Origin of the sequence: Sphingobacterium chuzhouense (assembly GCF_014692525.1) — a bacterium.
In the GTDB taxonomy this organism is placed as follows: Bacteria; Bacteroidota; Bacteroidia; order Sphingobacteriales; family Sphingobacteriaceae; genus Sphingobacterium; species Sphingobacterium chuzhouense.
The window spans coordinates 204,805-224,758 of sequence record NZ_JACNYL010000005.1 but is presented as its reverse complement, the minus strand read 5'-3'; the positions used below and the strand labels follow the sequence as shown (position 1 = coordinate 224,758).

Annotated in this window: 10 protein-coding genes; 7 read left to right on the top strand and 3 right to left on the bottom strand. The window is 43.2% G+C overall.

Translation table 11 applies throughout. The features are described from left to right. The first annotated feature begins 91 nt into the window (after positions 1 to 91). From H8B21_RS18645 to H8B21_RS18620, 6 genes are all read left to right on the top strand, one after another. Entirely contained in the window at positions 92 to 3,586 is a 3,495-nt protein-coding gene (locus H8B21_RS18645) for a TonB-dependent receptor (RefSeq protein ID WP_190315356.1), read from the top strand. 10 nt (positions 3,587 to 3,596) lie between these two features. Continuing rightward, the gene (locus tag H8B21_RS18640; RefSeq protein WP_190315355.1) at positions 3,597 to 5,303 is read left to right on the top strand and encodes a RagB/SusD family nutrient uptake outer membrane protein; all 1,707 of its coding nucleotides are present in this window, start codon (positions 3,597 to 3,599) and stop codon (positions 5,301 to 5,303) included. Further along, positions 5,294 to 7,210 carry a heparinase II/III family protein gene (locus tag H8B21_RS18635; RefSeq protein WP_190315354.1) on the top strand — a complete coding sequence of 639 codons (1,917 nt, stop codon included), beginning with the start codon at positions 5,294 to 5,296 and terminating at the stop codon, positions 7,208 to 7,210. Before H8B21_RS18640 ends, H8B21_RS18635 begins: the two co-directional genes overlap by 10 nt. A 72-nt stretch (positions 7,211 to 7,282) precedes the next feature. After that, entirely contained in the window at positions 7,283 to 10,111 is a 2,829-nt protein-coding gene (locus H8B21_RS18630; protein ID WP_223815141.1) for a glycoside hydrolase family 3 N-terminal domain-containing protein, read from the top strand. Between the two features lie 57 nt (positions 10,112 to 10,168). Continuing rightward, positions 10,169 to 11,434, top strand: coding sequence for a glycoside hydrolase family 88 protein (locus tag H8B21_RS18625; RefSeq protein ID WP_223815140.1), 1,266 nt, complete (start codon positions 10,169 to 10,171; stop codon positions 11,432 to 11,434). 52 nt (positions 11,435 to 11,486) lie between these two features. Then, positions 11,487 to 13,586: a polysaccharide lyase 8 family protein gene (locus tag H8B21_RS18620; RefSeq protein WP_190315353.1), complete on the top strand. Its 2,100-nt coding sequence runs from the start codon at positions 11,487 to 11,489 to the stop codon at positions 13,584 to 13,586. Positions 13,587 to 13,591: 5 nt separating this feature from the next. On the opposite strand, the gene H8B21_RS18615 is transcribed toward H8B21_RS18620, so the two are convergent. Further along, positions 13,592 to 14,194, bottom strand: a complete 603-nt coding sequence (locus H8B21_RS18615; protein WP_190315352.1) for a response regulator transcription factor — start codon at positions 14,192 to 14,194, stop codon at positions 13,592 to 13,594. 8 nt (positions 14,195 to 14,202) lie between these two features. Then, positions 14,203 to 17,217 (bottom strand): ligand-binding sensor domain-containing protein, encoded by a 3,015-nt coding sequence (locus H8B21_RS18610; protein ID WP_190315351.1) that lies wholly within the window; start codon positions 17,215 to 17,217, stop codon positions 14,203 to 14,205. 138 nt (positions 17,218 to 17,355) lie between these two features. On the opposite strand from H8B21_RS18610, the gene H8B21_RS18605 reads away from it, so the two are divergent. Next, a complete protein-coding gene (locus H8B21_RS18605; RefSeq protein WP_190315350.1) occupies positions 17,356 to 19,374 on the top strand; it encodes a hypothetical protein in 2,019 nt (672 codons plus the stop codon). Between the two features lie 17 nt (positions 19,375 to 19,391). On the opposite strand, the gene H8B21_RS18600 is transcribed toward H8B21_RS18605, so the two are convergent. Next, positions 19,392 to 19,898, bottom strand: a complete 507-nt coding sequence (locus H8B21_RS18600) for a cupin domain-containing protein (RefSeq protein ID WP_190315349.1) — start codon at positions 19,896 to 19,898, stop codon at positions 19,392 to 19,394. Between the last annotated feature and the right edge of the window lie 56 nt (positions 19,899 to 19,954).

Below are 19,954 nucleotides of genomic sequence, written 5' to 3'. Positions count from 1 at the left end.
TCCTCCTTAATCTCCTATAGGATGAAGACAAACGCAACCAAAAAGATTAAAAAATGCTATTATAATAACTATAAACCTCATTCAGTATACTATGACGAATAAACAAACCAAGGATGGAGCATATGAAGTTGTTCCAAACCGAAAGAGGCTTCTATGGAATATTCAACGGAAATTGCTTATGTTTTGTAAGGTTCTTCCGTTGTTCCTGATCAGCAATTTACCATTGCATGCCGAGACATTCTCACAGACGCTCTCTTTGAAATCCAAATCGATTAAACTGGAACAAGTTTTTAAACTGATAGAACAGAAAACCAACTACGTTGTACTTTACAACTATAATGAGTTGAAAGCTATCAATCCGGTACATGTTGATGTACACAACGCACAGCTAAACCAGTTTCTGGATGTGGTGCTAAAAGACCTACCGTTAAACTATACCATTGATGATAAAACGATCCTTATCAGCAATAAAAAGCTAAACAGACCACATAGAGCCCTGGAGTCAAATAGCCCTAGCAGGACAGAAGAGTCTGTACAGCGCACGATTAAGGGAACCGTAATCGATGAAGAAGGATCGCCGTTATCGGGCGTTACCGTTGCTGAAGTAGGTACTACGAATGCCACATCCACTGGCGGCGAAGGAGAATTTGAATTGCGAAGTTCCGCATCACAGGTTACATTGAGCTTTTCGTTGATGGGATATGAACCTCATCGGGAAACGGTAGGTAGCAGCGGCGTTGTCCGGGTGACGTTAAGATCTTCCATGAGTGATCTTGACGAAGTTGTGGTTGTCGGTTTTGGTACACAACGCAAAGAAAACCTAACTGGATCTGTAGCTTCAGTAAACATGTCCGATGTCGTTGATAGCCGTCCGATAACATCGCTTTCTGCGGGGTTGGCCGGGCAAGCTCCCGGCTTGTATGTCAACCAAGGGTCGGGTAGACCCGGAAATGATGGCGGTACGCTGAGAGTACGCGGGCAAGGAACACTGAACAACGCCAATCCGTTGGTGGTTATCGATGGGGTAGTTGGTGACATGAACTTAATCAATCCACAAGATGTCGAAAGTATATCCGTATTAAAAGACGCGGCATCTGCATCAATCTACGGGTCACGTGCAGCGAACGGTGTTATCCTGATTACGACCAAACGTGGTAAGACCGATCAGTTCCGATTGGTATATAATAACTACTTCTCTACGCAGCAGCCTTCCAATACAATCAATACCGTATCCAATTACGCGAACTATATGGAATTGATAAACGAAGGTTACAAAAATGGCGACCCGAATGCCAATCCTTTTTTTTCGCAGGAAATGATCGATTTGTGGCGTGCTAATGAAGGACAAGATCCATTGAAGTATCCAAATACAGACTGGGTTGACGAAGTATTTCAACGCAAACTCAGTCAAAATCATAATCTATCGTTTAGTGGTGGAAGTGAAAAAATAAAATTCTTTGGGTCGTATGGTCTGCTGGATAACCCGGGTGTCATTGAGCAAGCAACCTATAAACGGCACAGCGGACGTGTCAATTTGGAAGCGGATGTTAAACCTTGGCTAACACTTGGCGCAAACGTGAACGGTGTGGTTTCAAAAACGGACGCGGGAACCGATATTATACAGGACGTATTTACCTACGCCGGAGCGAGTACACCCGGTATGGTGCTGCGTGCTCCTGACGGACGTTTCGGATCGGTCAATAACCCCGAAGACGATCCGCAGGCAAACAACGTGTTGCATCGCCTTTATGGCAGGAAAGGCGACATCAACAAAAACAGGTTGGTATCCCGCTTTTTTGCTAAAGTGAAGCCAATGGATGGTTTGTCTTTTGAGGGGTCGTATACCTATACCTATGATGACGATTTCATCTATTCGCAACCGCTGTTTAACGATCGTTGGAACTTTTTGTCCAATACCGTGGCGTCGGCTGGAACAGGACGTACTTCGGTTACCAACGAATCGGTCAAAACATACCGGTATTACATGGACGGTATTGCGCGCTATGAAAACAAAGCAATCGATAACCGCTTAAGTTACGAAGTGATGGTAGGTGCCAGCCAGGAGTACTATAAAGACGGATGGTTCAGAGCATCTAAACTCGATCTCATCGATCCAAGTCTCTCGGTATTAAATGCGGCAACCATGGATGCCGCTGCCGCCGGTAACTTGACAGACTGGGCCATGCGTTCGTTCTTCGGTCGGATAAATTTAGCATGGGATGATAAATACCTGTTGGAAGCCAATCTAAGAACAGACGGTTCGTCGCGGTTTATGACAGGCAAAAGTCGCTGGGGTACATTCCCTTCGGTATCGGCAGGATGGAAGATATCTTCGGAAGACTTCTATAATGTAAGCTGGATGCCAAGTTTAAAAATCAGGGGGTCATATGGGGCGTTGGGTAATAACGGGACGATCGACACACGGTTTAGATATGATGCTAATATTAATAACTATGAATACCTTACATTATACAATGCGGCAAACTATGTGCTGAACAACCAACTCTTCGTCGGATTTGCTCAAACGGGTTTGAGCAATTCACTCTTGACCTGGGAAAGTACTTATATTCTCAATGGAGGTATTGACTTTGATTTGTTTAACTATAGCCTAACAGGTTCGATCGATGTTTTTAACAAAGTGACCAATAATATTCTGATCGATCTTCCAGCACCATTGGTGGTCGGAGATGCGACCATTCCACGTACTAATGCTGCAAAAGTCAGAAATGCCGGAGTAGAACTTAACCTGAACTACCGCGGCACAATTAAAGATGATTTCCGATACAATATTGGCGGAAACTTTACCTTTATCGATAACAAAGTCTTGAAGTTCAAAGGCGAGGACAGGGCGATAGATGGTGCAAATCTTATTCAAGAAGGCTATGCCATCAATACGCAATATATTCTGTTGGCGGATCGTATCGTGCAAACGGAAGCGGACATGCAATTGGTACAACAGATGATAGACAATGCCCCTATCAATCCCGATACGGGTAATCCGATGAATCCCTTTGCCGCTTATGGTAGACCCGTACTCGGTGATTTGTTGTATAAGGATGTCAATGGTGATGGTGTGATTAACGACGAAGACCGGGTACCGGTAGGCAATGGGACTGCACCTCGCATCACCTTTGGTTTTAATCTCGGCTTGGATTATAAAGGGTTTGATTTTTCCATGTTGTTGCAGGGTAACGCCGGAAATAAAGTCGTATGGACTGACAATTACTTCACACCAAATGTGCGGTGGGGATATCAGATTAATCAAGATATAGCCGATGGCAGATGGGTAGAAGGCGAAACCGATGCGAAGTATCCGCGCTTGTTGCCCTATACCGATACACGGAATATCCGCAATAGTGATTTCTGGTTACAAAATAAATCATTTTTGCGTGTAAAGAATATCCAACTTGGCTATACCTTACCAAATAGCATAACCGAGCGTTTTGCTGTCCAAAATCTTCGTGTTTTCGGATCGCTAGAAAACTTCTGGACACTCACCAATTACATGGGATTTGACCCAGAAGTTAGTGGAACGCAGTACCCAACGATGAAACAAGCGGTGTTTGGTCTAAGTCTTACTTTTTAAACGATTAGAGATGAAAAAATATTCAATATTATTATTAGGATGTTTAGCTTTTAGTTCCTGTTATAAGCTGGATACCGTCCCTTATGATAGGGTAAATGCAACCACATTTTGGCAAACGGAGGAACACGCCTTGGCCGGGGTATTGGGGTGCTATAATGCGCTAAAGAAAAACAATGTGTTCGGTCTGCAGTTCGCTTATGATAACCTCACCGATGTCGGAATGGGATATGACCCTGTAGGTTTTGGCGACGTAATCGCAGGGACGTTTACTGATCGTTCGAGTGGAATAGTGGATCGATGGAAATCGGGATTCGATCTAATCCAGCGTTGTAACCATGCCATTGCGCAGATACAGCAAATGGAAGAATTGGAAGAAGGGAAGAAAAATGTATTCATCGGAGAGGCTAAATTCCTACGGGCACTTGTATATTTTCAATTGACCAATTTATACGGGGCATTACCGCTATATGACGAAAGTGTGGATATCAACCGCGACTATGCCGAACTAAATAATCCACGCTCGTCAGTAGCCGATGTGATGAAGTTTATCCGGGACAATCTTCAATTTGCGATTACAAATCTTCCGGTTTCTTATGATGCGGCGCATACCGGCCGGGTAACGAAAGGGGCTGCTTACGCCCTTCGTGGAAAGGTGGAACTTTATAATAAGAACTGGGGAGCGGCTATCTCTGATTTTGAAGAAATTGTACAGAACAAGAGCAACAATTATGGGTACTCTTTAGCGGATGATTATGCTTCCTTGTTCACGATGGAAGGGGATAATCAACCCGAAATGATTTTTGGTATCCAGAATATGGGCGGAACGGGTTTTGACTACGGTATGCCGATGGCCCTATATATGGGGACACGTTCAACATTTGGCAGCTGCTGGAACAACAGTATGCCGAGTACCCGTTTTGGAGACAGTTATGAGAATAAAGATGGCTCTCCGTTCAATTGGAACGATCACTTCCCGAATTACAACGAAAACAACGAGGTAAAAAAGCAAGCGATGGTTTCTACGCTAAGTAATGGGGAACTCAACCACGTCCCAGATACCACAAAGCTATTGGATATATACCGGAATAGAGACCCGCGTATGATGCAGACGCTGATTGTGCCTTATTCATTTTATTTGGGATGGAATGCCAATGCACCACGTCAAATGCAGCTTGTTCTGGCTACCGGCGCAAACGAAAACTTCGGGCAGATCCGTAACAATAGGGGTTGGATGACGTATTTGTGGCGTAAATTTGTGCCTGAGGGGAATATGAATGGCGCGCTGACCAATAGAGAGCACGTGCCTATTAATTTCCCGTTGATCCGTTATGCAGATGTGTTGCTGATGCTTGCCGAAGCGTATAATGAAGACAACAAACTGGCGCAGGCGATCACTGAATTGAATAAAGTACGGGAGCGTTCGGATATGCCGGGATTAAACAGCGGAAATCCTTATCTTGCGGTTGCTGATAAAGAACAAATGCGTAAACGTATCAGCCACGAACGTAAGGTAGAACTTGCCGGAGAAGGTCTTCGCTATTTCGATCTGAAACGTTGGGAACAATTGGCAGAAGTGTCTAACGCATTCATTGAAAAAAGTATTGTGGGAGATAATCTAGTGACCAGACAGTATCAAGCCAGACATAAAATATGGCCAATTCCGGGACAGGAGATAGAAATCAACCCGGCGTTAGAACAAAATAACGAATGGAAATGATAAAACACGGTATTATAATCTTATTGTTTAACATCTTTGGTCTGCATTTTACGCAGGCTAGAGATGTAGACCTATTGACCAAAAACTATACGATAGATGACGTGCAGCAATACCTTGCAACGGGTAACGGCTGGGTTGCCTATCCTGACTACAGCGATCGCACGGGATGGAAACAATTGACAGCGCCGTTCTACGATCAGCTGCTGAAAGAAGGGGATAAGTATCTGGATTACACGTGGCAGGTGGTGAAAGCAACGGATTATCTGGAATACGAGCGGTCTGGCTCGCGTGTCATTATGGAAAAACCGCTCAATGAGAATATCAAAGCACTCATGGGCTTAGTGATTGCCGAACTGGCAGAAGGTAAGGGCCGATACCTGGATCAGATTATCAATGGTTCGTGGTACGTGACCGAAATCAGTACATGGTCACTGTCAGCCCATCTACCGGCGTTTCAATCGTCCAAACGTACACTTCCACAACAAGGTACGCATGTGTTCGATTTGATGGCAGGTGATTTAGGCGCCCTGATGTCGTGGATATACTATTTCCTGCAACCGGAGTTCGATAAGGTAAACCCAGCTATTAGTGAACGCATTAAGTTGAATGTACAAGAGCGTGTCATCGAACCTTATCTATCACGCAACGATATGTGGTGGCAGGCACTGGATATCGACGAAGGGCAGCTCGTAAACAATTGGAATCCTTGGTGTAATTTTAATGTGTTGACCGCGCTTTTGTTAGTGGAAGACGATATCGGTAAGAAATTACAGGGTGTTTATAAGACAATGACATCGGTCGATCAGTTTATCAATTATGTGAAGGCTGATGGTGCTTGCGAAGAAGGTCCCTCTTATTGGGGACATGCAGCCGGTAAACTTTATGATTACCTCAAGTTGTTGTCGTATGCAACGAATAATAAGGTTTCCATTTTTGAGCACCCCATCGTAAAAAACATGGGAGAATATATTTCCCAGTCCTATATTGGCGGAGATCGTTGGGTAGTCAACTTCGCTGATGCTTCCGCCAAAGGCGGCGGAGATCCGTTATTGATTTTCCGATATGGCGAAGATGTGCACAGTACAGAGATGATGCAATTCGCGAAATACCTTACCGAACAAAGATCGTCTTTCAAAATGATTGAAGGGAGAGATGCTTTCCGTACGCTGGAAAACTTTTTGTGTTATCCGACCTTCCAAAAGCAGCAGGCGCAGCTCCCCCAAAATACCTATAAGTGGTATCCCGAGACCGAGTTTCTCTATCTCAAAGATAAAAACACCTTTTTCGCGGTGAAAGGAGGATATAATAATGAAAGCCATAATCACAACGATATCGGCAGTTTTATTTTATATAAAGAAGGGAAGCCGCTATTTATTGATGCCGGTGTAGGCACCTATACGAAAAAAACATTCAGTAGCGAGCGTTACGATATATGGACAATGCAGAGCGCTTATCATAACCTTCCACAGATTAATGGACACGATCAGCGTTTCGGCGCTTCTTATAAATCGAAAGATGTATCATTTGATTCGAAAAAGGGTGTTTTCAAATTGGATATCGCCGGAGCATACCCAGCCGAAGCACAGGTAAATAAATGGTTACGTTCCTATGAGTTGAAAAATGGTCGATTATTGATCCAAGACGATTTTAATCTACAACAGACGAATACCACCAATATCGTTCATTTTATGGTTGCGGAAAAACCTGTTATTTCAAAAGGAAGAATATCTTTAGGAAATGGGGAACATACATTGACATTTGATGTCAACGAATTCGAAGCTTCGATCGATGCTATAGAACAAGATGACCCGCGCTTGAGTAACGTGTGGGGAGATTATTTGTATCGTATCAATTTGAAAGCGAAACAGCCGAAGTTGAAGGCGAAATACACGTTTACCGTGCAATAGAATTTAATGGATAAACCTGATAGCTTCATCGTCTTTAAAAGAGGAATTATGCAGTTGAAAAAAAGAAATTTAATGAGCATGGGAATTCTTGCTTTATGGACAATATGCGGGCAGGCTCAACAGACCGACCCGCGTATTCCAAAAGGCAGGGAACTCGTGACGTATCAACTACCTAAACATGCCATGTACCGTCCGGATTGGATAGATTTCAATAAAAACGGAAAGAAAGATGTTTACGAAGATCCAAAAGCTACGATTGAGGATCGAGTGGAAGATTTGTTAAACCAAATGACGGTTGAAGAAAAAACAAACCAGATGGTGACATTATATGGTTATGGGCGTGTATTACAGGACGACCTACCTACGTCGGAGTGGAAAAACAAGTTGTGGAAAGACGGCATAGGTGCGATAGATGAACATCTGAACGGCTTTCAGCAGTGGGGTTTGCCTCCTTCCGACAATCCTTTTGTATGGCCCGCTTCCCGCCACGCTTGGGCGCTGAATGAAGTACAACGTTTTTTTATAGAGGAAACACGTTTAGGTATACCGGTTGATTTCACCAACGAGGGTATTCGTGGTGTCGAGAGTTTTAAAGCGACCAATTTTCCGACACAGCTTGGTATGGGACATACCTGGAATCGCGAATTGATAAGGAAAGTAGGCGAAATAACCGGACGTGAAGCGCGATTATTAGGTTATACGAACGTGTATGCGCCTATTTTGGATGTGGGACGTGACCAGCGTTGGGGACGATATGAAGAAGTATATGGTGAAAGCCCTTATCTTGTCGCGGAATTAGGCGTGGAGATGGCAAAAGGTTTGCAGCACAATTATCAGGTGGCAGCAACAGCAAAGCATTTTGTAGCTTATAGTAATAACAAAGGTGGACGTGAGGGGATGGCGCGCGTCGATCCACAGATGTCGCCCAGAGAGGTGGAAATGATTCATGTATACCCTTTTAAGCGTGTCATTCAAGAAGCTGGTTTGTTAGGCGTGATGAGCTCCTATAACGATTATGATGGTTTCCCAATCCAGGGTAGTCATTACTGGCTAACAGAGCGGTTACGCGGCGAAATGGGATTCAAGGGCTATGTGGTCTCTGACAGTGATGCGGTCGAATATCTGCATGGCAAACACGGTACGGCGAAGGATATGAAGGAATCCGTACGGCAATCGGTCGAAGCGGGGCTGAATGTCAGGTGTACCTTCCGCTCTCCGGACTCTTATGTTTTGCCGCTTCGAGAGCTTATCCAAGAGGGCGGATTGGAGATGGCAACTATTGACGACCGTGTACGTGATATTCTCCGGGTGAAATTTTTAATAGGACTTTTTGACAAGCCTTATCAGCAGGATTTAAAACAGGCAGATATCGAAGTTAATAGCGATGATAACCAAGCGGTGGCACTACAGGTAGCTCGGGAATCGCTCGTGTTGTTGAAGAACGACGATACGCTGTTACCGCTTTCGGCCGATAAAATAAAAACGATCAGCGTAACAGGGCCTAATGCGGATGACGCATCTTACGCACTGACCCATTATGGCCCGTTGGCAGTAGAGGTAACTTCTGTTTTAGAAGGTCTTAAACAGCGCTTGGGAGCAGATACAGAAATACGGTACACCAAAGGTTGTGAGATTGTTGATGCCAACTGGCCGGAGTCAGAGATTCTTCCTTTTCCGTTAACGGCGGATGAACAGGCTGAAATAAACCGGGCGGTGGAACAGGCAAAGCATAGTGATGTAGCGGTAGTCGTGCTTGGTGGGAACAGCCGAACGGCAGGGGAAAATAAATCGAGGTCAAGCCTGGAACTTCCCGGACGACAACAGCAATTACTGGAAGCGATATATGCGACGGGTACACCGGTGGTGCTTGTCTTGATCCATGGTCGTCCGAACTCGATCAATTGGGCGGCAAAGCATGTTCCGGCTATTCTGGAAGCTTGGTATCCCGGATCGCAAGGCGGAAAGGCGATTGCGGAAGTTCTCTTTGGCGATTATAATCCCGGAGGAAAGTTGACAGTAACGGTTCCAAAAACTGTGGGACAGATTCCGATGAATTTTCCCGCAAAACCGGCATCGCAGGTAGATGGTGGGGTAGGCATGGGGCCAGAAGGTAAAATGAGTCGTGTAAATGGCCCACTTTATACTTTTGGACATGGACTAAGCTATACCAAATTTGAGTATGCAGAGTTGACGATCTCGCCGAAAGTGATCTCGCCGAAACAAAATGTGCAGGTCACGGTAAGAGTCCGCAATGTAGGTGACCGAGATGGTGATGAAGTCGTACAGCTTTATACGAGAGATGTGGTAAGCTCTGTAACGACTTATGAGAAAAATCTCCGTGGCTTTGAACGTGTCCACCTCAAAAAAGGTGAAACAAAGGAGCTTTCTTTTACATTGACGCCAAGAGACCTACAATTATATAACATCGATCATAAATGGGTAGTAGAGCCAGGCGATTTTAAGGTCATGATCGGCTCCGGTTCAGAAGATATCCGCTTAGAGGACACTTTTGAAGTTGTACCCTATGAGGGAAGAGCAATTAGTAATAGACCATCACAAGCTTCGGAGGGGCAAAACCAGATAAATCCGGTGCTCGATAACAATATTTCGACGGTATGGGAGGGGCAGCGTGGCGATTATCTTACTTTTACGATGGAAGACAATGCCAAACCAAAGGAGATTTTTATCCATTGGAAAAGTGTGGCAGAACCCACCACCTTCGAGGTACAGGTGTCAAGTGGGGGTGGACAGTTTCTTACTGTATATAAAGGAGAGGCTCATCCGACCAACGATTTGGCGCGCTTTCCATTAAAGGGAGACTTAGCCAGTGATGTTCGGATTATGCTGACTGCGGGCAGGGCAGCTATTGCAGAGGTAGATATACCATCCTTAAAAAGATAATAATGTTAAAAAGGGAAATACCAATCCCGTAACGATAAAAAATACAAGATGAAAGGAATGAGAAAACAACAAAAAGGAAAATCCGCTTGGGTGCTGGGTATGATACTCGGCATGTCAGCAATTGCGTGTCAAGCACCTAAAGAAAATAAAAATGACTTCATAGACAACAGCTTTGCTGCTGCGGAAGAACAATATAAGTTGCTTAGCGCTGCTGGAGAACGTATCCAAGCTTTCCCCCGCACGTTGGATAAAGACGGGAATGTGATCGGTACAGATGAGTGGGACTGGACAGGTGGATTCTTTCCCGGTGCATTATGGTATATCTACGAACATACACAAAATGAGGAGATAAAGAAAGATGCCATCAAATGGACAGAAGCACTCGAGGCAGCTAAAGATCTCGACCAACACCACGATATCGGTTTTGTTATGTATTGTCCGTATGGCAATGCCATTCGCTTTTTAGGTGATGAACAGAAAGTAAAACAGTATAATGATGTCTTAATTCACTCGTCGGAGACAGCCTTAAAGCGTTATGATCCGAAAGTGGGGGTTATCAAATCATGGAATGAAAAGGCATCATGGGATGGCGAGACGTTGTGGAAATATCCGGTGATTATCGATAATATGATGAATTTGGAGATGTTGTGCTATGTATCAGACCTTACCGGAAATCCTAAATATAGGGAGGTGGCTGTCAGCCACGCTACCAAGACCATGGAAAACCATTTTCGGGATGATTATAGCACATATCATGTCGTGGATTATGATAGCGTAGGGAATGCCATTCATCAACAAACGAATCAAGGGTATGCGGATAATTCGACATGGTCAAGAGGGCAGGCATGGGCTATCTATGGGTTTACGTTGATGTATCGTGAAACAAAAGATCCGAGGTTTTTGGAGACAGCACAACGCGCAGCAGATTTTTACATCAATCATCCAAACCTTCCGGAAGATAAAATTCCCTACTGGGATTTTAATGCTAAACAGGAAGGTTATAAATCTGACGTCGATTTTTCTTCCCGGGAGCTAGATTACATTCCACGTGATGCTTCTGCAGCAGCGATTACAGCTTCAGCACTTCTTGAACTCGGTCAGTTCACCGATGGCGAACAAGGCAAAAAGTATATTGATTTTGCTAAACAGACGTTGGAAACATTGTCAGGACCAGCGTATTTTGCAGAGAAAGGAACCAATGGTGGTTTTTTATTGCAGCATTGTGTAGGTAGCTTACCACACAATTCGGAAATCGACGTACCGTTGATCTACGCGGACTACTATTATCTGGAGGGGTTGTACCGGTTGAAAAATATGTTGTAAGAAGAAGTCGACTGCAAAAAGAAAAACAGGACGTAGCAATAGGATATACATAATGGGAAAAGAAAAGTGTTTATTGTTTTTGGTCGTGATATGGAGTATGTTGGCTTCGGCACAGTCTAACCAACCTTTTGACATGATCATGCAGCGGGTTTTTGACGATGAGGTGGTAGAGGTGACCTCGTCTCGTGTGCCGAAAGTACAGCAGCTTGCAGCATCATTGGGAGTGGATGGTGCGTGGGAAGACATTCCATACGAACGTACAGATATCAGCAGCTGGCCGGCAGGGAAACATTTTGATCGTTTGAAACCTATTATTGCGGCCTATGTATACAACAAGAGCCCACTATACGGGGATGCTAAACTCAAATCAGCGATTGATAAGGCTTTGTCGTTCTGGGCAAACCATGATTTTAAGAGTAAAAACTGGTGGCACAACGAAATAGCGATGCCAAAAGCGATAGGCGTATCCTTGATCATGCTACATTTTGGCAAAGAACCTGTCGATGGAAACTTGAAAAGCGCATTGATCAAGAAAATGGAAAGAGGGGATGTTTATGCAAAAACGGGAGCCAATAAAAGTGATATTGCAATGCATTATTTCTATCGTGCTTTGCTGACGAGTGACGAAGAATTGCTGACGTCGTCGCTCGAACAATTATATTATCCAGTTCAGTTGGTAGATGGGGAAGAAGGACTACAGCACGACTATTCTTATCTGCAACATGGCCCACAGTTGTACATCGCAGGATATGGTGAAGAATTCTTGAAAGGGATTTCTAAAATTATGTTTTATGTGCGGAATACGACTTATGCCATGCCACCGGATAAGGTGGCGTTGTTTTCCGGTTTTTTAAAAAACACTTATTTGCCGATTCTGCGTTACGGTTATATCGATTTTAATGTACACGGACGAGGGGTTTCCAGACCGGGTATCCTGCAGAAAGACGATATGAAGGATGTGCTGGAAAGAATGATAGCTTTGGATGGAAAAAATAAAGCTATCTGGAATGGGGTATTGCAGGAAATCGATAAAGATTCGAAATATGATTTTAAGTTTTCACCTATCCATAAGCATTTTTGGAAAGCCGATTATACGATACATTTACGGGATAACTATCACTTCAATGTCCGTTTGGCCAGTGATCGGACAAACAAATCAGAAGCCGGAAATCAAGAAAATATCTATGGCAAAAACATGAGCGATGGCGTAACCAATATCCAAGTATATGGAGATGAATATTACGACATCATGCCGCTTTGGGAATGGGATAAGATTCCGGGAACAACAACCCGAGATTACCAAGAGGATCAAGTGTTGGTGGAACAATGGGGGAAGCCTGCTAAAAATCAATTTGCGGGTGGAGTTTCCGACGGGCATTACGGCGTATCGGCATTGAAAGTAGACTACGATAGTGTGGTTGCAAATAAAGCTTGGTTTTTCTTTGACGATCAAGTGGTTTGTCTGGGTGCAGGTATCACTTCCGAGACAAAGGAGCCCATCGTGACAACGCTCAACCAAACATGGCTGAAGGGCAATGTTATCATAAACGGAAGGGCACTTTCAACAAAAGACGAGGTTTTCGTTGAAGTGAATGCTGGCGACCGGTTTATGCATAATCGCATCGTATATCTTTTCCCCGAAGCGGGAAATGTAACCCTCAATGCAAAGGAGGAACGTGGAACATGGTCTAAAATTAACCGTTCCAGATCGGCCGATACGGTTAAGGGTGAAGTGTTTAAACTTTGGTTAAATCATGGAGTAAGGCCACAACAGGCTACATATGCTTATATCGTTTATCCCGGAACAAACAAGGTAAGTGAACAGGAATTGGGTACTATCCGTATTTTACAGAATACAGCAGCTATGCAAGCGGTATCGCATGCTATTTTGGGACGAACGCAGGTTGTTTTTTATGAGCCCGGAGTATTCGCAGGGGATGATTGGCGTATAGAAGTTGATAGGCCTTGCCTCTTACAGTTGACAACAGACGAAGATGGTGATGTGGAAGTTGCAGTGTCGGATCCACTCCAGCTTGCTGAAAATATACAGGTATCGCTGACTAACCAGTCATATGCAGTTTCGGAAAAGAAAACAATCGCGCTACCGCAAGGTGCAGAAAAGGGGGCAACCGTTAGCGTTAAAATAAAATGATGATCTTATAACCACCCCTTATCCACGGCGAGCGCGATCAACTCCACAACGTTCTTGCATTTTGTTTTTTGGATGATTTTTTTACGATGGGTAGCAACGGTTTGAGGACTGATACAGAGTATATCGGCGACTTCAATCGTTGTCTTCCCTTGGGCGATGAGTCGTACAACATCTACTTCTCTGGTACTTAGTGTAATATCCTCGTTGCTACTGTTGGTGGATATCGACGAAGGGAGTACCTTTTTACGGGCGTGCGCAATAGAAAGGTTGATGGTGAGTAGCAATTGTTCCTTGTGGAAAGGTTTGAGAAGATACGCATAGGGCATAACCAGCTCTGCTTTCTGTAAGGTCTGGAGATCAGAGTATGCTGTGAGAAAAACAACCGGAGTGCGTTCCGGAACAAATTGTTGTGCGAAGCTAATGCCGTCAATAGTATGCCGAAGATTAATATCGCTCAAAATTAGATCGAAAGACTGTTGTTCCAGGAGTTGAATAGCTTCCTCGGGGCTGGTGGCCATCTCGGCGCAATAACCGTTTGTCTCTAAATGAAGTTTGATACTTTTCGCGATGATGATTTCATCTTCCAATATCAATATGTTGGTTTCCATGATTTATGTTAATTTGTAGGTAGTTTTATAGTGAATATGGTACCGCGGTTGATTTCTATATCAATCGTGCCCTTTAGTTCCGCTATAAGTAAATGTATAAGGTTCATTCCCTGATGCCCGGCATCCCACATCTTGTCTTTATTAAATCCAACGCCATTATCTTGGTACTCCAATATCATATCGCTTCCACTAATATCAAAACGGATCGCTATCGTTTTATTCGTTTGTTGGTCTTCAAAAGCATGCTTAATGGAGTTGGTAATCATTTCATTAATGATAAGCCCTATGTAAGTCAATTTGTTTGATGGCAGTATGACTTGTGCAATGTCGGAGTGAAAGTCGATGTTTTGCCCGGAAAAAGTTATTAGATCTTGAGCAAGGTTGTCGATAAAGCTATTGACCGATACACCTTGTTCTATATCGCGGACATTGAGAAGATCGTGTATTTTAGATACCGTAAAAATACGTGATTGCAAGGTGACCAACCTATCCTGGATACGTTGGTCGCTGATTTCAAAACTTTGTATATCGATAAGGCTTGTTATCAGCTGCAGATTATTCTTGACACGATGGTTGAGTTCCTGCATCAAGAAAGAAATGTTTTCTTTTTGTTGTTGGGTCAACTCTAATGACTGATATAGTGCTTTGTTGGCTTCCGACAGTTCTTCGGTACGCTCATTGACCATGCGGAGCAATCGGCGGTTGATTAGCCGTTGTTGATAGGCTTTATATGAAAATCCACCAGCAATGAGTGCTAATACAAACAATGCCAATCCGACCCGAAAAGCCGTTGTAGCATACCAGGGTGAGCGAATAATGACCGTAATCTCGTCTATATCGCCCCATAGTAATTCGTTATTGCTTCCGCGTACTTTGAAAGTATATGTTCCGGGAGCGAGGTTGGTGTATGTGGTGGAGCGGTCGCGTGTTACAGGACGCCATTCTTTGTCAAACCCTTCCAACATGAATTGGTATCTGTTCTTTTTGCTCCATAAATAATTCAAGTTCACAAAATCAAAGGTGATAACATTCTGATCGTGCGAAAATACGAGCGTGTCGGTGTAGAGGATATTATCCGCAATGGGTCTTCCAAAGAGGAGTACATTTTCGATGTGGGTTTTACCCGTGTGCGTGTTGATGGGAATACTGTCAGGATGGAAGATGTTAAATCCGTTCATTCCGCCAAAATAGAGATAGCCTAAGCTGTCTTGATAAGCAGCCTTTCCGTTAAATTCATTGTTTTGCAAACCATCATCTTGGGTGTAGTTTTTAAATGTTTCAGTGCGCTGATTCAGCATGGAGATACCGTAGTTGGTCGATACCCAGATATTGTTTCTATTATCTACCTGCACCCCATATATAAAATCGTTTGGTAACCCAGTCTGTTTTGTATAATGAGTGATTTTTCCTGTTACTGGATTGAGCTTGTTTAGACCCTTCGCGGTACCGACCCAGAGATGCTGTTGATCCTCCGTGATGGCAAACACGCGTTCGTTGGATAAAGAGTCGTAATAAATAATCTCTTTATTCCGTTGGATCTGATAGAGACCATTCTCGCTCCCTATCCATATATTGCCTTTGCGGTCGACATAACCGGTTCTGGATCCTAAAATAGGGTTGCCTAAAAGATGTACGGGGTTAGTCTCTAGATTGTTGATGTTAAGCGCATAAATGCCGCTGGCCAACGTATGTACCCATATCGTATCGGGAGAAATAGGGGTTATCTGAATGACATCCCGATCCACAACGGGTAGAGGGATACGATCGAATTTGTCAGCTTTTTGGTTATAGCGCAAAAGTCCTTGATCATAGCCACCAACCCAAAGGGTACCTTTGTCGTCCCTGGCCAGTGTGTACCCTACAAAATCTGTTCGGTGAAGTTTGTAATCATTCGACTTTAATCGATGCTGTACAAATCCAAATTCCGTCGCCATCCATAAATCATTTGCTGTTCGCAAAAAATTGAAAATGCTGATGAAATCCTTTTTAGGTGCGTTGCTTGCTTGGATACGATGCGGTTTGAATTTGGTTTGATAGGGATGATAATAAAATATTCCCCGTGTTTCCGTGCCTAGCCATCTCCCTCCCTGTGCATCTTTTTGATAGGCTAATACAACAGCCTCCAACTCATTTCCATTATGGTCTAAGAAAGTTAAATTTCGCCATTTCCCATCTTCGGTCAGGAGAAAATTTGTACTGGCACCACTCATTAATAGCTGCCCGTTGTCCCAAGGATATATGCCACGAATAACATGTTTACTTCTCTGTGTTAGTTCTTTTGTGTCCTGTGTCAACACATATAAGCCCCGATCGGTTCCAATAAGCAAATCGTCATTCGGTTGTTTATACAGTACGTTTACCTGAGCTCCTTGTAGTGTCTTTAGGAAGTCGACTGCATATAAAGATTTTGATTTTATGTCTAAGATATACAAGCCACTGGCGTTTGTACCGATCAAGTACTTTTGCTCATCAAGCGTTTGTATGCAAGTAACAAAATCATGTTCCAATAGCTGTGGAATCTGTAGAACTTCATATTTCAATTCATGGCGATCGAAGAGTAAACAATGTCCGGCAGTTCCTACAATTAGCAAGCTATCAGACGCAGCATGTAGTGCCAGGCTTTGCTTTAAGGATGGTGTTTTTTCAAAATCTAACTGTTCTGAAAAGTGAATAAACCTATCTTCTGCCAATAAGTATGCACAGAGGGCGTTTGTATGGGTGGTCATCCATAGGGTGTCGTTCTCATAATGCATCGCTCGGATAAGATCGTTCGGGAAATTGTTGGTTTCTCCGTCGGCTAGCCAAACTTTCATTTGATAACCGTTGAATCGGTTCAAGCCGTTTTGTGTGCCGACCCATAGGTAGCCTTTTTTATCAAATTGTAGCGATGTTGCGCCTAACTGGGAGAGTCCTTGTTCCTGTGCTATTTGCAGAATAGTCAGTGTATCGCTAGGTAATAGCTGTGCATTTCCCCGCAGCCATGCTGTTATCACGATAAGATACAGGAGGAATATTCTTCTCATTGTTGCGAAAGGCTAATAATTCTTTCTGGTACTAGCCAAAGTTAGGGAAACCATTTCTTGTTGCCAATACCTGTTAGTGGGTATTTTTTTGCATATAACAATTAAATTTTCTAAGTTTAACGAAATCTAACAGTTTTTATGGAGCAAGAATTAGAAGAAAAATATAAGATTGGAACACCCGCGGCTTGGGCAAGTCCATTGTCTGAAGAAGAATTGTTATCCAAAATTGTGGAAAGCGACTTTTCCCAACAGCAATATGATGAAGGAAAAGATTACTGCTATTTCCTTCGCAAAATCCAATATACAGACGACACGCAAAATGCAGAATACAATTGCATGGCCTATAGTGTGCAACAACCCGGAACATTGGAGTTTGCCGCTGTTAACGAGTTTGTATTATATCCGTCAGAGCAAATGATATTTCATCGTATTGCGATACTTCGTGATGGCGTATTGATTGATAAGCTTCCGGATACGAAATTCAAAGTATTGGACAATGAAGGGCAGAGTTTAGATGGCGTAATTAACAGCTCTAAGAAAGTAAATATCAGTATTAAAGATGTACGTCTCTACGACATTATCCTCGTGGAGGATACCCGTGTGCTGACCTATACAGACAAGGATTTTTTGCGTAAAGAGTTGACGAAGTATGTATGGTCAAGTCCGGACGTCTATTGGGCGTATGGAAGTTATGCATTTGACCTTATAAATAAACGCTCCAAACCGGTTGCCTATAAAAAGCAATTTTTCCGTGACGAGCAGGGAGCATTGTTGCCTGTAGAAGAGGGATTGATAGCCCCTGGAGACACGTTTTCATTACGTCATGAAAACTACCTCAACCCCGTGGATGTCAATCGTGAACTTTTCCCTTTTATTGATTTTGCAACACAATATACATACGAAGAATTGCTCGATTTGGTGATTCCTTATTATGAAGCCGCATTGAAGGCCAAGCCTCTTTCGGAATATGCACCTGATTTGGTAGCTAAACTAGATGCTCTTGGCGAGGATATCGAAGCGAAGATTCAATTGGCCATCGAATTTGTACAGAACCATGTCAGATATATTTATAATGAAGAGGAAATGCACGGACATAAGCCGCAAGACCCCTGGGTAACATATGAATTTAAACAAGGGGATTGTAAAGCGAAAACCGTGCTGCTCAAATGTGTGCTTGATTACTTAGGTGTCGATTCATCCATTACCTTGGTGAATTACAACGCAGACTATTATTTGAAATACTATTTACCGTCATTGTTCAACTTTAACCATGTCATCGTAAAAGTACATCATAATGGGAACGATTATTTCGTGGATGCTACCTACCGCGACGAATATGGTACGCTGGAGAATCGTACGTTTATCAGCTTTCTAAACTATATGGAAATCAAGCCAAATGGTACTTTGCAGCAGCGCGAGCCATATAAGAGCCTGGATTTTGCCATTTTTGATGAAATCACGCTGGATGTGCAAGACGAAGTGGGAACCATCACCATAAAAACGACCTATCGCTACGGCCGCGCAAACGGTATGCGGCGCTATGTGAAGACGACCAATAAGAAAGCGGTGATAGACAATACCAATAATTTCGTTTTCAGTTGTATGGATTTTGTAGAAAGTGAAAATGGGAACGACAAACGTGAGGTGTTCAAAGATGCTTCGCTGACCGTGGTAAACGACGATAAAGTGAATAATATCTTTGTAACGTTATATACAGCAACTATTGACAAACCATATTACGTAGGGAATGATGGTCGAAAATACTTGAAATTCTACGACGGCAACATCTTGAAAAACCACTTAAAAGACTACATGTTGAAAGATGTGAGTTTCTGGCATTCGTATGATAGTGAACGATATTCGATTACTATTCGCTCGGATAAACCGATAGATACGCAGGATCAGTATACGAATAGACAAATGGATGTGGACTATGAGCTGTTCAAATATAGTTTAAAGAAAAAAGTGGACAAGCATGGTGCTACTGCAACGATTGAATATATCCCACTTTCTAATGTGGAAGTGCCGGTGGAAGATATTCCGGGCCTGCGTGACAAATATGCTGCAATAGGTAAGGAAAGTGCTTTCGGGCTAGGGGTGGCAATTGCTAAACCAGGTTTTTTTGACTCTATTAAAGCATTGTTCGGAGGTAAGTAGAGGCACAGTGCCCCTACTTACCTTCCAAAATCATCTTCTACCCGAACAATATCACCTTCATCAGATGGGTTGTTGGCATCGGTATGTTGCCATATTTCGGCGACTACACCGTAAGTTTTCAATCCGATTAAGCGATGACGTTCTCCTTGGGAAAGTCGGATAACATCACCCTCTTTTAATTTTCTTAGTTCATTTTGCTGATCCGTGGAACTGGTAATGACACCAACTTCACCCTGCGTAACACGCCAGATTTCTGCGCGACGATGATGGTATTGCCAAGATAAACGCTTTTCGGGAGCTACCACTAAAATTTTAGGACTTAATTTGCCCGCTATTTTAAGGTTTTGCACATCTAAACCATCAAAATAGGTGTTTGCAAATTGTTGCGCCTGTTCCTCGGCGATGACAAAGAAACCTCCCCACGGACGGGTTTGATCGATGTGATCAATAGTAAATCCCTGTCCTTTTAAATTTTCTTCAATCTGGCTAAATAAATCGCCTTTATTAATATATTCTTCGGTCATGTTTTTTGTTTGTTAGCAATTGTAAACAATAATACGTTCATCTGTTATGCGAAAGT

Coding starts and splice junctions, on each gene's coding strand:
- H8B21_RS18645 (WP_190315356.1), top strand. CDS start 92: ATGACGAATAAACAAACCAAGGATGGAGCATATGAAGTTGTTCCAAAC.
- H8B21_RS18640 (WP_190315355.1), top strand. CDS start 3,597: ATGAAAAAATATTCAATATTATTATTAGGATGTTTAGCTTTTAGTTCC.
- H8B21_RS18635 (WP_190315354.1), top strand. CDS start 5,294: ATGGAAATGATAAAACACGGTATTATAATCTTATTGTTTAACATCTTT.
- H8B21_RS18630 (WP_223815141.1), top strand. CDS start 7,283: ATGAGCATGGGAATTCTTGCTTTATGGACAATATGCGGGCAGGCTCAA.
- H8B21_RS18625 (WP_223815140.1), top strand. CDS start 10,169: ATGAGAAAACAACAAAAAGGAAAATCCGCTTGGGTGCTGGGTATGATA.
- H8B21_RS18620 (WP_190315353.1), top strand. CDS start 11,487: ATGGGAAAAGAAAAGTGTTTATTGTTTTTGGTCGTGATATGGAGTATG.
- H8B21_RS18615 (WP_190315352.1), bottom strand. CDS start 14,194: ATGGAAACCAACATATTGATATTGGAAGATGAAATCATCATCGCGAAA.
- H8B21_RS18610 (WP_190315351.1), bottom strand. CDS start 17,217: ATGAGAAGAATATTCCTCCTGTATCTTATCGTGATAACAGCATGGCTG.
- H8B21_RS18605 (WP_190315350.1), top strand. CDS start 17,356: ATGGAGCAAGAATTAGAAGAAAAATATAAGATTGGAACACCCGCGGCT.
- H8B21_RS18600 (WP_190315349.1), bottom strand. CDS start 19,898: ATGACCGAAGAATATATTAATAAAGGCGATTTATTTAGCCAGATTGAA.